Here is a 13,403-nt window from a genome sequence, read left to right as displayed (position 1 = left end):
TAACTGACTGGCATTGGCCTCTGGAGAGCCGCTTTTTTTTCAGGACTGTCCTGCCCTAAAAACCTTTATCAAAGCGGAATGAGGCGCCGTAAGCAGAATCCGGTAAATGGCTGGCGCCATCGTCCCGTAACCGCGAACGGAAAGTACCGCTCTGTGGCTGGGTACGATACAAGCCGCGTTTTTGCAGTTCAGGAATGATCAGTTCAACGAAGTCCTCAAGGCTGCCCGGGCTGATCAGCGGGTTGAGCATGTAGCCGCTGGTGCCGGAAATACGGGCGTGTTCTTCGATCCGATCGGCCACTTGTTGCGGCGTTCCCACCAGAATCAGATCACTGCCCCGGGTGACTTTGGCAAAGCGCTGTTTGACATCGCCGGCGGTCAAGGGCTTGCCACTGCCATCAGGACGCATCACATAGGAAGTCATGCCTTCGGTGTGAGTGGACAACGCGTCGCTGTCCGCGTAGCGGCTGATGTCGATACCGGTATCACCGGCGTAGCTCACCAGTTGCGCCTGCAAGTGATAGTTGCTTTGCAGTTCGTCATATTTGCGTTGGGCTTCGATCTCGGTCCTGGCTGTGACGATGCGAAGTACCGTCAGTGATTTGACATCCCCGGCATGACGCCCCCGTGCCCTGGCCTGCGTCCATATATCTTCCAATCCCTGGCGAATCTCCAGCGGGTTGGACTTGGCGATGAAAATCAGTTCGGCGTGCTTGGCCGCAAACTCGCGGCCGCGGCCTGACCAACCGGCCTGGATCAGCAAGGGTGTGCGTTGCGGTGACGGGGATGTCAAATGCGGCCCGGCCACCCGGTAATGCTCGCCAACATGATTGATCGGTCGCACGCGATCGCCCTTGGCATAGACCTGGCGAGACTTGTCGGCAACCACGGCATCGTTTGCCCAGCTGCCTTCCCAGAGTTTGTAGACCACATCGAGAAATTCATCTGCGCGTTCATAGCGATCATCGTGCTTGATCATCTGCTCCAGGCCGAAGTTGCGAGCGGCGCTGGTCAGGTAGGAGGTGACGATGTTCCAGCCGACCCGGCCATTGGTCAGGTGGTCCAGCGTGCTGAAGCGCCGGGCGTGGGTGAAAGGATGCTCGTAACTGGTGGTGACCGTGACGCCGAAGGCGAGGTTTTCCGTCACGGCGGCCAATGCCGGGATGATCATCAACGGGTCGTTGGCCGGTGCTTCCACCGCCCACTTCATGGCCGCGTCGGCATTACCGCCAAACACATCGTAGAAACCCAGCACATCACCAAAAAACAGCATGTCGAGATGAGCCTGGTCGGCGATGCGTGCCAGGTTCGACCAGTAGCCCAGCGAGTTGATGGTCAGTCGCTCGTCGGCCGGGTGCGTCCAGAGGCTCGGCGCGCCGCCACAGCCAACGCTGGCTTGCTCGTATAACGCAAACAACAGAGGTTTTGGATCGGACATCGTAGTACCTGTAAAAAGTCATTAAACGGACGGGTCAGCGCTGATGCTTGAAACCTTTGCCGTAGTGGCGTTCAAGACGGTTCTGTATCAACTCCAGTCCAATGGACAGGAGCCAATAGATAACGGCTGCGGTGGTGAGCATTTCGATGTAGCGGTAAGACGAGCGACCATACGACTGCGCCAGGAACATCACTTCCCAGACCCCCATCACCGATATCAACGACGAGTCCTTGAGCATTGAAATGAACTGACTGGTTGTCGGGGGAATGATCGTGCGCATGGCTTGCGGCAGGACGATGTGCAGGAACGTTGCCGCCGGCCCCAGCCCCAGAGCCATCGCCGCTTCGCGCTGTCCGGGTGTTACAGCCATGATGCCGGCACGAAAAATCTCGCTGAGGTAGGCACCGTAATTGAGCGACAGCGCAATGATTCCCGCGCTGATGGCGCCCGGCACGACACCCAACTGCGGCAGCCCCAGGTAGATCAGCAGGATCTGGATCAACAGTGGAGTACCGCGAAAGAAAGACGCATAGAAACTGGCAACGCCGAAAGCCACTGCACTGCGAGACAGGCGCGCCAGTGCCGTCACGAAGCCAAGGAGCAACGAAAGCCAGATCGAACAGAAGCACAGGAACAGTGTCAGCGCGGCGCCTTGCAAGAAACCGTCAGGCCCCAAATGCAAGCCGACCAGGTTGGGCAGCTTCTGCACAATGATCGAGAACTTCAGATCGAAGCTCATGAAAAACATGACGCACAGGCCAAACAGCACTACCCAGGTCAAATACAGGCGAGTGCGAAAACCAGGTATCGGGCTGAAACGACTCGTCTCGGTTTCAGGGGCGACAGCCGTCTTGGCCGGGTGTGGATTGAGGGCTGTCATTGGCTGATATCGGCACCGATCCACTTCTGTGAAATCTTGCTTAATGTGCCGTCGGCCTTGAGCTGGGTCACGACCTCAGTGACTTTGGCATTCCATTGCGGATCGCCCTTTTCGATCGCGACCACGTTGGGCTCCGCATACAGCGTGTCGCCGGCAATTTTGAAGCGAGGATGCTGGGCGATGCGTTCGCGAGCGGTGATGAGGTTAGTGACCATGGCATCCAGGCGCACGCCCGTGCCCAGGGCCAGGTCCTGGAAAGCTACCGTTTCGTTGTCGTATGGCGCGACCTGGACGCTTTCGAATGGATAGCTCAACGGCTTGTCCTCGGCGCCCTCAATCACCAGATCCTTGTTCAGATAGGCTTCATAGGTCGACGCACTGATCACGCCGACTTTTTTACCTGACAGATCCTTGCCCGTGACGATGTTCTTGTCTTTGGCATTGACCACGATCACCGCCGGTGACCGGTAATACTCCACCGGAAAGTCGAACACTTCGGCCCGTGCCTTGCTCGGGGTCATCGAGCAGACGCAGATGTCATATCGTCCGTTCCAGTGGCCGGCAGCGATGACATCCCAAGACGGAGTCTGCAGCTTCAGCTTCACCCCTAGCCGTTGCGCAACGGCCTTGGCGACATCGACGTCAAACCCGTCCAGTTGGTTCTGTTCATTGAGAAAGGAGAATGGCGGATAGCTTTCCATCAGAACGCCGGTCAGCTCCCCGCTGCTGGTTACGCGATCCAGGGTGGCGCCCGCGAAAGCCGTCGAGCAGGTAGCCAGTAATGCCAAGCCAAATGGTAAAAGCGCCTTAGTGTTCACAGACAAGTGCTCCAATCGATTCAAAATACTGAATAGATTAAAACGCACTATAAAAATAGTTTGTACTAGCTTTATGGAATATACGACTGCATTCAAGCTATATTGGATCAAGCGGTTCAGGTGCTTGAACCGCTGACTTTTGGTGGCAAGCAACACCCCGACAGATCCGGTCCGGGCGTTGCTTTTTGTTCAGCGATAGCAATCGAGCAGGCGTGCGGCAACTTCCTTCAATTGCGCTTCGGCCAGATGGTTGATCCCGGCAGCACGTTTGCGCCCGCCCCCCGTTGGAAACTGCCGGCAGAAGGCATCCGCCGTCAGCCCGGCCTCTTCCGGTACCCGCAGGCTGAACGCCCAGTCACCGTCCGCCCTGGCGCTGAGCAAGCCGATCGCCTTACGTGGCGCACCGGCCGCCAACTGGTTGGCCAGCACACCGCTGACCCGCCGCGCCCAGGGTTGCGCGGGCAGGCGGTACAGCTGCGCGCCCCGGCCCTCGTGCCAGGGTTCAAGGCCTGCGGCTGCAGCCATGTCGGCGGCGTGGCCGGTGCGCAGGGTGGTGAAGCTTGTGCTGTGGCGGATGAAGTCCAGCGGGTCGTGGTAAGGCAGAAGCTCGGCGGCCAGCGCCAGCGGCTCGAAGTGCAGGTCCGACAGGCTGTCGCCATAGGCGTTGTAGTTGAGCAGCAGGCCCAGCTCCTCCAGGGCATGCACCTCATCGTCGGCCAGGCCATGCTGCGCCGCCAGCACCCGGGCCGGGCCGGCCAGGCCGTCACCAAAGGCGGCGGCCACCGCCCAGCGGTGATGACGCCCATCCAGGCAGGTGTTGACCAGCAGGCTGGTGCACACCTGGGCGGCCGTGTCGATGAAGGACTCGAATGCCGGATGCCGCGGCAGTTCGCCGGCAAAGTGGTGGTCGAAGTAGCGTACCCGGGCGCCGGCGTCGAGCAAGCGCCGGGTGGCCTCGCGGTTCTGCTCATGGGCCACGTCCAGCACCGTGACCCGCTCGCCGGGCCCGGCCTGGACCCGGCGCAACAACTCGATGTCGCGCTTGACCCCGCTGACCAGGCGCACCTGCGGATCCAGTTCACCCGCCAGGCGCAACTGCTGCAGGGCGCACAGACCGTCGGCATCGCCGTTGAAAGCGCAGTGATCGATTGTGTTCATCTGCCCTGCTCCTCAGTACATGACTTCGCCGCCGTTGGCATCGAGTTGCGCGCCATTGATCGCACTGGCGTAGTCCGATGCCAGAAACAACGCAGCGCGGGCGCACTCCTCGTCGCTGCGCATGCGCCCGCCAGGGATGCCGGCACTGAACTCGGCGCGCACCTGTTCTTCGCTGACACCCCGGGCGGCAGCGCTCTGGCGTACCAGGGCCTGCACCGGCTCGCCCCACATCCAGCCACAGGCCAGAGCGTTGACCCGCAAACCGTGGGCCGCCTGCTCGCTGGCCAGGTAGCGCACACTGGCCGCCAGGGCGCTTTTCGACGCGGCATAGGCCGCGCCACCCTGATACGGTTTGCGCACACCCAGGGTGTTGATCATGACGATCGCCCCCGCGCCCTGCGCGCGCATTGGCGCCAGCACCGCGCGGCTCATGTTCAGCGAGCCCAGCAGGTTGACCTCCAGGGCCTCGCGCAGCGGGTCGTTGTTCGCCTCGTCCACCGCCTGGAAACCGCCATGGGAAAAGGCGCTGTTGATCAGCGCATCGATACGGCCGAATTGCTCGAGGGTGGCTTCGGCGAAACGATTGCACGCCTGCACATCGGTGATATCGGTGGCCACGCACAGCACTTCGCAATGCCCGGCGACTGCCTTGATGCGCTGTTGTGCCTCAAGCAGGCGGCCCATGTCGCGGGCGCCGATGGCCACGGCCCGCGCCCCTTCACGCGCGGCCTCCAGGGCCAGTTTGATACCCAGCCCGGGGCCGACGCCCGAGACCATCACGACTTTGTCTTTAAGCAGCATGGGATGAATCCTCTTATTGTTATGGGGCAGGCTCAGGCGCTCAGATGCCGGGCGCGGTACTCGGCGTAGTCACGCTGCAGCAGCGCGTCGCTGAGGCCGAACTGGTCAGGGCTGTAGTGATGGGCAGCGCGTTTTTCCCGGCCATTGACGGACAACCATTGGCCCATCTCTGCCTGAACCTTTGCCGTGCATTCAAGGCCGGCGAAGCGATAGATGCGCTCGACCACGGCCTGGGGCGCGGCCAGGGTGTCTTCGAACTGCACATCGAGAAAGCGCCCGGCCGGCATGCCTTCGCGCACCGCCATGGCATGGCGCAAGGCCCGCGCCATGCGTCGGTTCCACTGCTCGCCGACGGCTTGGGCATCGGCCTGGTCGCTGTACAACTGCCACAGGGTATGGATGAAGCTGGCCAGCGAGGGAATGGTCCTGGCCGGTTCGCGATGGGTGAGCACCACCTGCGCACCGGGGAACACTTCGAACAACAGCTCCAGGGTATGCAGGTGCTGCGGGCTCTTGAGCAGCCAGCGCCGGCCGGGGGCGATTCCACGACGTGCCTGCTGCCATTGCAGGAACTGCAGGGAGCGCTTGAGGTAACGGTAGACCTGGGTCTGGTCCTGACAGTCGAGCCAGGCGGTGTAGCTGGGGACGTTGACGTAGGAGTCCATGGCGCAAAGGAACGAGTGCTCCATCAGCATGAACTCTTCGTCGGGCTGCTCGGCGTCCAGTGGGTGAATGGCCAGCAGTTGCGGAAGGAACTCGACCATCGCCGCGACTTCGGCGCGCGCCCGACCTAGGCGCTGCAACGGCTGCTCCAGGGTCTCCCCGTCGAGAGGCGCCGGGTAGCGGGTTTCCCACCACTGCGCCTTGCTGAACTGCGGGTCCACCGCCAGGGTGCGTTGCAGCAGCGTGGTGCCGGTGCGTGGCAGGCCGACGATCACCAGTGGGTCGTTGATTTCCAGCTCGAGGATTTGTGGGTAACGCCGACAGTGATCCTCGATGATCAGACGGTTGACCAGTTGCGCCAACAGTTTCTCACGCAACAGTCCGCGCCCCGACACGGATAGCCGCGCTTCTTTTTCCAGGGCGTCAGCCAGCACCACCAGGCCCTGGCGAAAATCGCCGGGGCCGAAATCGTCGAGGCCGCCCGCACGTGCGCAAGCTTCAGCCAGCAAGGCATCCAGGGCGAAGTCATTGGCACTCATCGCACAAGCTCCTTCAGATCATTGAGTTTGACCACGCGTGTCGTTGGCTGCACCGGCTGCTTTGCTCCCACCCATCGCAGGCAGAGGGTGCCATGGGGATGGCCGGCAGTTTCCAGCCAGTTCGCCAGACCGGGGTCAACGCAGCAGAGGATCATGCGCAAGCGGCCATCCGCCTCCAGTTGCGCCGACTGTTTGTTCAGACAGATGCGGTGGTAGCGGTAGTCGAGCGACTCCATCCAGTAGTTGTTGATCTGCACGTTCCAGAAATCGCAGTCGGGCACCTGATCGACCTCGATCAGCAATGCCTCGTCATCAGCCAGAGCCCAGTAGGAGTGGTAATAGAAAATGTTCGGGTCGCCCCCCACCGACTGGCACAGTGCCTGGTCGGCGGCGGGCAGTTGATTGGTGTGCTTCTGATAACCCTGAGCCCAGTCGGCGAATAACCGCGCGGTGTTCTCGACGAAACTTCCCACCCGCTGCAGGCTTTGTTGCAAGCGCGGCGCATTCAGCGGTTCGGGTGTCTGGCGAGCATTGAGGCGTTCAATGCGCAGTTGCGCCGGCTGCTCGCTGCTACGGTCCAGAAAGGTTTGGCGGACAATCAAGGCATTGCTCTGCGGTTCGAGCCGCAGCCAGTTACCGATGCCGGGTGGATGCTGGCTGAGGATGATTTCGAAGTTGCCCTCGGCATCCGACTGCAACATGCCTGCATCGAGAAAACCGGTCTGGATCATCTTGCCATCCGTCTCGTAGCCCCCCTTCTGGGAACCGAAACTGAGGTAGGCAACACTGCCGCGCTGGCCGCTGACCCGATACTCGTGCGCGCCGTTGAGGCGCGCATAGCTATACAGATTATCGGGGTTGTCGGCGCCAATTTTCGCGGTTTCATGGGAGGGGGTGATGAAGCCCGGGAAGTCCGGATCGGCAAATTCCAGGTGCATTTCCAGTGCAATGCGCAGCAAACGCGTGAGATAGCGAAATCCTTCGGCGCGGGTCTGCACATCGGCCGGGGCCTCGGCGCGCAGTATTTGCTCGCCGCTACGCCGCAGTTGCTCGCAGAAGAGGTTCCAGCTTTCGCCGCTGAGCACCTCCTGATCGATCCTGTCTGTAACCATGTCGGTCTCCTCTGTTGGCGGAAAGCCCGCCGCTGCCAGTGACCTTAGGGAGCACCCCCTTGCCGATTCTTCGTCCAAGCGGACTAAATCGCCTGCTAGTCCGCACGGACGAGGAGCCGTGCGCCGTGAGCGGCGAGGATCGCGCCTGAGCCCATGGCTTACTTCCCGCCGCAGTTCGTGGCGCGCAGTCATCCTCAGAGGAGTTACCCATGACCGCAGAGAAAAATCTGGTCCGTTCAGTGACCGTGGACATCGCCGCACCGGCCGAATTTGTCTGGTCGGTACTGATCGACCTGGTGCGTTATCCGCAGTGGAACCCCTACACCGTCAAGGTCGAGTCCAGCTTGAGATTGGGCGAACCGGTCAATCTGTTTCTGCCCGATCCGGGGCGACCTGGTGAACTGCTGCACGTGATCGAGTACCTGGCTGACTTCGAACCCCACCGGTTACTCGCCTGGGAGATGTATGCCAACGCCGACAATCCCGACGCTGCCCGTCGCGAGCAGCACATCGAGCCCACCGGCGCGGCCAGTTGCCGCTACCACACCACCGACCAGTTCCTCGGCGCCACCGCCGACCAGGTCATGACCGATCATGGCGCTTGGGTCAAACACGGGTTCGATGCCGTTGCCCACGCCCTCAAGATCCGTGTCGAGACGCTGTACGCGTCCGTCGCGTGACCTGCAGCTGCCGGCGCCTCTTCGTCCAAGCAGACGAAGAAGTGCCGGCGGTGCTTTACCTACCGTGGTGTTCAGCCGGCGCCAATCCCGGCAGAACTCGAGGAGGTATTCGATGTTGACTCATCTGCAATGGCTGGAAGCGGAAAGCATCCAGATCATCCGTGAAGTGGTGGCCGAGTGTGAAAACCCGGTGATGCTCTACTCCATCGGCAAGGACAGCGCGGTCATGCTGCACCTGGCGATGAAAGCCTTCGCCCCGGGCAAGCCGCCCTTCCCCCTGCTGCACGTGGACACCACCTGGAAGTTTCGCGAAATGATCGCCTTTCGCGACCAGACCGCCGAACGCCTGGGCCTGGAACTGCTGGTGCACATCAACCCCGAAGGCGTGGAAAAGGCCATCGACCCTTTCATCCACGGCTCGGCCTTGCACACCGATGTGTGGAAGACCCAGGGCCTGAAACAGGCCCTGGACCACTACGGTTTCGATGCCGCGTTCGGCGGCGCCCGGCGCGACGAGGAAAAGTCGCGGGCCAAGGAGCGGGTGTTTTCGCTGCGCTCCGAGCAGCACCGCTGGGACCCCAAGCAGCAGCGCCCGGAGCTCTGGCACCTGTACAACACCCGCAAGCGCAAGGGTGAAAGCCTGCGGGTGTTCCCGCTGTCGAACTGGACCGAGCTGGATATCTGGCAATACATCTACCTGGAACAGATCCCCATCGTGCCCTTGTACTTCGCCAAGGAGCGCCCGGTGGTGCGCCGTGACGGCACACTGATCATGGTCGACGACGAACGCATGCCGCTGCTGCCGGGAGAAACCCCGGAACTGCGCAAGGTTCGCTTCCGCACCCTGGGCTGCTACCCGTTGACCGGCGCCATCGACAGTGACGCCGACAACCTGCCGGCGGTCATCGGCGAAATGCTGGTCAGCCGCACCTCGGAACGCCAGGGCCGCCTGATCGACAGCGACTCGGCGGGCTCCATGGAGAAGAAAAAACAAGAGGGGTATTTCTGATGAACGCAATCACCGACGCACGCAATGGCGACCTGACGCCCTACCTGCAACAACAGCAGAACAAGCAGCTGCTGCGCTTCATCACCTGTGGCAGTGTCGACGACGGCAAGAGCACCCTGATCGGCCGACTGCTGTATGAATCCAAGGTGTTATTCGAGGACCAGCTTGGCCAGCTCGAAGCCGACTCGAAAAAGCTCGGCACCCAGGGTGACGAACTGGATTTCGCCCTGCTGGTCGACGGCCTGAGCGCCGAGCGCGAGCAAGGCATCACCATCGATGTGGCTTATCGCTTCTTTGCCACCGACAAGCGCAAGTTCATCGTCGCCGACACCCCCGGCCACGAACAGTACACCCGCAACATGGTCACCGGCGCGTCCACCGCCGACCTGGCGGTGATCCTCATCGACGCCCGCCAGGGCTTGCTGACCCAGACCCGCCGACACAGTTACCTGGTGTCGCTGCTGGGCATCCGCAAGGTGGTGGTGGCGATCAACAAGCTCGACCTGGTGGACTACTCCCAGGCGGTGTTCGAGCGCATCGAAGCCGAGTATCGCGCCTTCGCCGCACAGATCGGCCTGCAGGATATCCAGTGCATCCCGCTGTCGGCGCTGCGCGGCGACAACATGCTCCAGGCCAGCCCCAACACGCCCTGGTACCAGGGCCCGAGCCTGCTTGCCTACCTTGAAGACGTACCGCTGGAGCAGGACCGGCAGAGCCAAGCAGCGTTCCGTCTGCCGGTGCAGTGGGTGAACCGGCCGAACCTGGATTTTCGTGGCTATTGCGGCAACGTCGTGGCCGGCAGCGTGCGCGTCGGCGAGCGCATCCGCGTGCTGCCCTCGGGCCAGCAGAGCGAGATCACCGGCATCCTTGGCAGCGCCGGGGAGCAGCAGCAAGCCCTGTGCGGCCAGGCCGTGACCCTGACCCTCAAGGACGAGATCGATATCAGCCGCGGCGACCTGATCGCCCTGGCCGACACCCCTCCGGCGGTGGCCGACCAGTTCGAAGCGACCCTGGTATGGATGGACGAACAGCCCCTGCTGCCGGGGCGCCCGTACCTGATGAAGATCGGTTGCCGCACCGTCGGCATGAGCTGCGCCAACCTCAAGCACCGGGTCGATGTGAATAGCCTCGAGCACCTGGCGGCCAAGACCCTGGAGCTGAACGGCATTGGCGTATGCAACCTGCACCTGGACCGGCCGATCGCCTTCGATGCTTATGCCGACAACCGCGATACCGGGGGCTTTATCGTTATCGACCGCCTGAGCAATCGCACGGTCGGTGCCGGCATGCTGCACTTCGCCTTGCGTCGTGCGCAGAACGTGCACTGGCAGGCCATCGACGTCAACCGCGAGGCCCACGCCGCGCTCAAGGGCCAGTCGCCACGGGTGCTGTGGTTTACCGGTTTGTCCGGCGCGGGTAAATCGACCATCGCCAACCTGGTCGAGCGCAAGCTGCATGCCCTGGGCCGCCACACCTATCTGCTCGACGGCGACAACGTGCGCCACGGCCTGAACCGCGACCTGGGCTTTACCGAAGCCGACCGGGTGGAAAACATCCGCCGGGTCGCGGAGGTGGCCAGGCTGATGCTCGATGCCGGACTGATCACCCTGGTCTCGTTCATCTCGCCGTTCCGGGCCGAGCGTGACATGGCCCGCAGCCTGGCCGGTGACGGCAACTTCCTCGAGATCTTCATCGATGCGCCGCTGGCCCTGGCCGAGCAGCGCGACCCCAAGGGCCTGTACCTCAAGGCCCGGCGCGGTGAGCTGAAGAACTTCACCGGCATCGACTCGCCCTACCAGCCGCCAGTGGCGCCGGATATCCATATCGACACCCGGCACGAGTCTGCCGAGGCCGCCGCCGAACGCATAGTCGAAGCCCTGCTGGCGCTGTAAGAGCTACCGGGCGCAGCCTGCCCCTTGGGCATGCGCTGCGCCCGTCAGCGCCTAGGCCAAACGGACGATTTTGCCGCCGTGACCCCGGTCGATACTCGCCCATGACAACACGCAGCCAAAGAGGCGCGCATGACCCTGCCCTTTTCCACCTGCCCGGACCTGCACGCCAGCATCGACATCCCCTCTGCCGAGCTCAGCAACCTGCTCGGGCTGGTCTACCACGGCACGCTGGAGCCCACGCCCTGGGCCAGTTTGCTGGAAGCCCTGCGCCAGCGATTCGCCGCCAGCTTCTTCACCCTGGTGCTGCGCAACCCCGACCATGAACGCCCCGGGCTGATCGTCAATGCCTCGGTGCATGGCGCGCTGTTGCCCGGCGAGCCCTCTTACAGCGAACACTTCTATTCGATCTGCCCGTTCCTCGACTGGCCCGCGGACCAGGTGGCCAGTGCCGACCAGGTGCTGGGCACGGAGGCCTGGCTGGCCCATGATTTCTACCGCAACTACCTGCACCCCCTGGACCTGCGCGATGTGCTGGTGGCCAACATGCGCACCGCCGCCGGCATGCACTGCGCGCTGTTCGCCTGCCGCGACCACGCCAGCGAAGCGTTCACCCCGGCGCAGATCAACCTGATCCGCCTGTTGCTGCCGCACCTGCAACAGGCGGTGGACCTGCACTCGGCGGTGGATCAACTGGATGCCGAACGCCAGCTCTACGCGGCAACCATCGACCGCCTGATGGTGGGCACGGCCATCCTCGACGAGAACGGCCGGATGATGCGCTGCAATCGTGCCGCCCAGCGCCTGTTCGACAGCCATGACGGTCTGGAGTGCAAGCACGACAAGCTCTGTGCCTTCGCCAACCATGAGAACCGCACACTGCAGCAGGCCATCCAGGCCGTGTTGAAACAACGCCCCCGCGGCCTCGACGACCTGCAAGTCCTGACCCTGTCGCGGCCCAGCGGTGAGATGCCGCTGAACCTGCTGCTGCGCCCGATTGCCATGAACTACCAGACCCACAACAGCGCCCGACGCCCGGCAGTGGTGGTGTTCATCCGCGATCCCGCCGACTCGCCACAAGCCTCGCGTGACCTGCTGCGTAGCCTGTTCCAACTGACCCGCACGGAAACCGAAGTGGCCATGCTGGTCATGGACGGCCAGACCCTCGATGAGACAGCCGAGGCACTCGGGGTTTCGCGCAACACCGTGCGCGCTCACTTGCGCGGTGTATTCGCCAAGACTGGCGCCACGCGCCAGGCGCAACTGGTCAAGACCTTGCTCAATAGCGTGGCGTCGTTGGGGTAGATGTCTTCATAAACTCAACCGCGCACCAGGTAGGCCCCCGGGGGAACCCGATGTCGCAGCTTCTTGCATTTGCCGGGTGCGGGCTGATGCCCCGCCGGGCGATCAGGAAACCAGATTCGGCATTTACCCGGACGCGGCATATGGCCGCGGGGAATCTCGACCTCAGCGTACGCCCGCTCTGGCTCGACATTAGTCATTTGTAATTTTCCTTCGGGCCCGGCTCTGCCAGCCGACGGCGCATCCAGCCCCCGATATGCCTCTGCGCGAGCCAAGTTGCCAGCGTCGTTCCCAGTGTCCGGAGTGGATTGCTCAGCAACGGCAATTTCCGCTTCGCGACGCCTTTGGGCCTCCTCCTCCAGCCCCTTCTGTACTGCGACCACGTCCTCTTTTGCATTGGGTGGGGTACCCGAAGATTGGGCCTGCTGCGCCGCCTGGATCAATTGGAAGTTGCGGTTGCGTAACTCGACGTTGCGACCAACCCGTATGTTCGAGCGCGCCGCCAGGGTTTCAGCCTGCTGGTACTGCCCCTGCTGAAGGCGCAACACCCCCAGATAATGCAGCGTCGCGGGATTGTTCGGCTGGATATGCAGGGCACGCTCCAGCGTGGCGGCAGCCTGGTCCAGTTGGCCATTTTCATACTGCCGCGAGGCGGTTTCGATCAGGGTGGTTGAGGCGCTGTTACTCTGCGTCGGCGCGCTTCGTTCGCCAGCAACCGAACAAAGCGACGGGACAGTGCAGAACACCAGGATGAGGCCCGGCAGAAAACTCTTGGTTGGCATCAGGGGGCGGACTCGACTGAATTCAAACGGCACTGCCGTAAAACAGACCACAACGCTGCTCGGCATTTGCGATACAGGGCCGCTATTGACCTGGCCAATACCCTGAAGTTCCTGCTGCAACGACCGTTGCGACCAGTACCATTTTTTACCACCCCCAACATCCAGGCACGATCTGTTGCTGTTCTTCACGCAGGGCGCAAAACGGCTGTGGATTCAACCGGTCGACGTAACAGATTGGCTAAATCGTTCCCCGGGCGTTTCGTAGTTTCGTGTTTTCCGAGGGTGGCTGTTTAGCTGGCTGGTCACTTAATCGAGCGTGTCTTGCGAGTGGT

General features: G+C 62.3%; 12 protein-coding genes. 4 read left to right on the top strand and 8 right to left on the bottom strand.

Going from position 1 to position 13,403, the window contains the following annotated elements; translation table 11 throughout:
* Positions 1-55 precede the first annotated feature (55 nt).
* The 7 genes from PspS34_RS11795 to PspS34_RS11765 form a co-directional block, all read right to left on the bottom strand.
* Positions 56-1,438 carry an LLM class flavin-dependent oxidoreductase gene (locus PspS34_RS11795; protein WP_150814509.1) on the bottom strand — a complete coding sequence of 461 codons (1,383 nt, stop codon included), beginning with the start codon at positions 1,436-1,438 and terminating at the stop codon, positions 56-58.
* Positions 1,439-1,472: 34 nt separating this feature from the next.
* Complete coding sequence (locus PspS34_RS11790; protein ID WP_159389777.1) at positions 1,473-2,318, bottom strand: amino acid ABC transporter permease; 846 nt, start codon at positions 2,316-2,318, stop codon at positions 1,473-1,475.
* Complete coding sequence (locus PspS34_RS11785; RefSeq protein ID WP_159390390.1) at positions 2,315-3,136, bottom strand: ABC transporter substrate-binding protein; 822 nt, start codon at positions 3,134-3,136, stop codon at positions 2,315-2,317. The genes PspS34_RS11790 and PspS34_RS11785 overlap by 4 nt, the downstream gene beginning before the upstream one ends.
* A gap of 189 nt (positions 3,137-3,325) precedes the next feature.
* Complete coding sequence (locus PspS34_RS11780) at positions 3,326-4,294, bottom strand: DHH family phosphoesterase (protein ID WP_159389776.1); 969 nt, start codon at positions 4,292-4,294, stop codon at positions 3,326-3,328.
* Positions 4,295-4,306: 12 nt separating this feature from the next.
* Positions 4,307-5,095 (bottom strand): SDR family oxidoreductase, encoded by a 789-nt coding sequence (locus tag PspS34_RS11775; RefSeq protein ID WP_159389775.1) that lies wholly within the window; start codon positions 5,093-5,095, stop codon positions 4,307-4,309.
* Positions 5,096-5,127: 32 nt separating this feature from the next.
* Positions 5,128-6,297, bottom strand: a complete 1,170-nt coding sequence (locus tag PspS34_RS11770; protein WP_159389774.1) for a sulfotransferase — start codon at positions 6,295-6,297, stop codon at positions 5,128-5,130.
* A complete protein-coding gene (locus PspS34_RS11765; protein ID WP_159389773.1) occupies positions 6,294-7,409 on the bottom strand; it encodes a DUF1214 domain-containing protein in 1,116 nt (371 codons plus the stop codon). Before PspS34_RS11765 ends, PspS34_RS11770 begins: the two co-directional genes overlap by 4 nt.
* 209 nt (positions 7,410-7,618) lie before the next feature.
* Between PspS34_RS11765 and PspS34_RS11760 the strand changes: the two genes are divergently transcribed.
* The 4 genes from PspS34_RS11760 (at position 7,619) to PspS34_RS11745 (ending at position 12,292) form a co-directional block, all read left to right on the top strand.
* Entirely contained in the window at positions 7,619-8,089 is a 471-nt protein-coding gene (locus PspS34_RS11760; RefSeq protein ID WP_154862273.1) for an SRPBCC domain-containing protein, read from the top strand.
* Positions 8,004-9,098 carry a sulfate adenylyltransferase subunit CysD gene (cysD, locus tag PspS34_RS11755; protein ID WP_342792433.1) on the top strand — a complete coding sequence of 365 codons (1,095 nt, stop codon included), beginning with the start codon at positions 8,004-8,006 and terminating at the stop codon, positions 9,096-9,098. The genes PspS34_RS11760 and cysD overlap by 86 nt, the downstream gene beginning before the upstream one ends.
* Positions 9,098-10,990 carry a sulfate adenylyltransferase subunit CysN gene (gene cysN, locus PspS34_RS11750; RefSeq protein ID WP_057715276.1) on the top strand — a complete coding sequence of 631 codons (1,893 nt, stop codon included), beginning with the start codon at positions 9,098-9,100 and terminating at the stop codon, positions 10,988-10,990. Before cysD ends, cysN begins: the two co-directional genes overlap by 1 nt.
* A gap of 129 nt (positions 10,991-11,119) precedes the next feature.
* Positions 11,120-12,292, top strand: coding sequence for a helix-turn-helix transcriptional regulator (locus tag PspS34_RS11745; protein WP_154862271.1), 1,173 nt, complete (start codon positions 11,120-11,122; stop codon positions 12,290-12,292).
* A 14-nt stretch (positions 12,293-12,306) separates the two neighbouring features.
* Here PspS34_RS11745 and PspS34_RS11740 read toward each other — a convergent pair whose 3' ends face one another.
* Positions 12,307-13,071: a tetratricopeptide repeat protein gene (locus PspS34_RS11740; protein WP_154862270.1), complete on the bottom strand. Its 765-nt coding sequence runs from the start codon at positions 13,069-13,071 to the stop codon at positions 12,307-12,309.
* Between the last annotated feature and the right edge of the window lie 332 nt (positions 13,072-13,403).

The organism is Pseudomonas sp. S34, from assembly GCF_009866745.1.
Taxonomy (GTDB): Bacteria; Pseudomonadota; Gammaproteobacteria; order Pseudomonadales; family Pseudomonadaceae; genus Aquipseudomonas; species Aquipseudomonas jessenii.
Note: the sequence above shows the minus strand (reverse complement) of the source record. Positions and strands in the feature narration are given on the sequence as shown.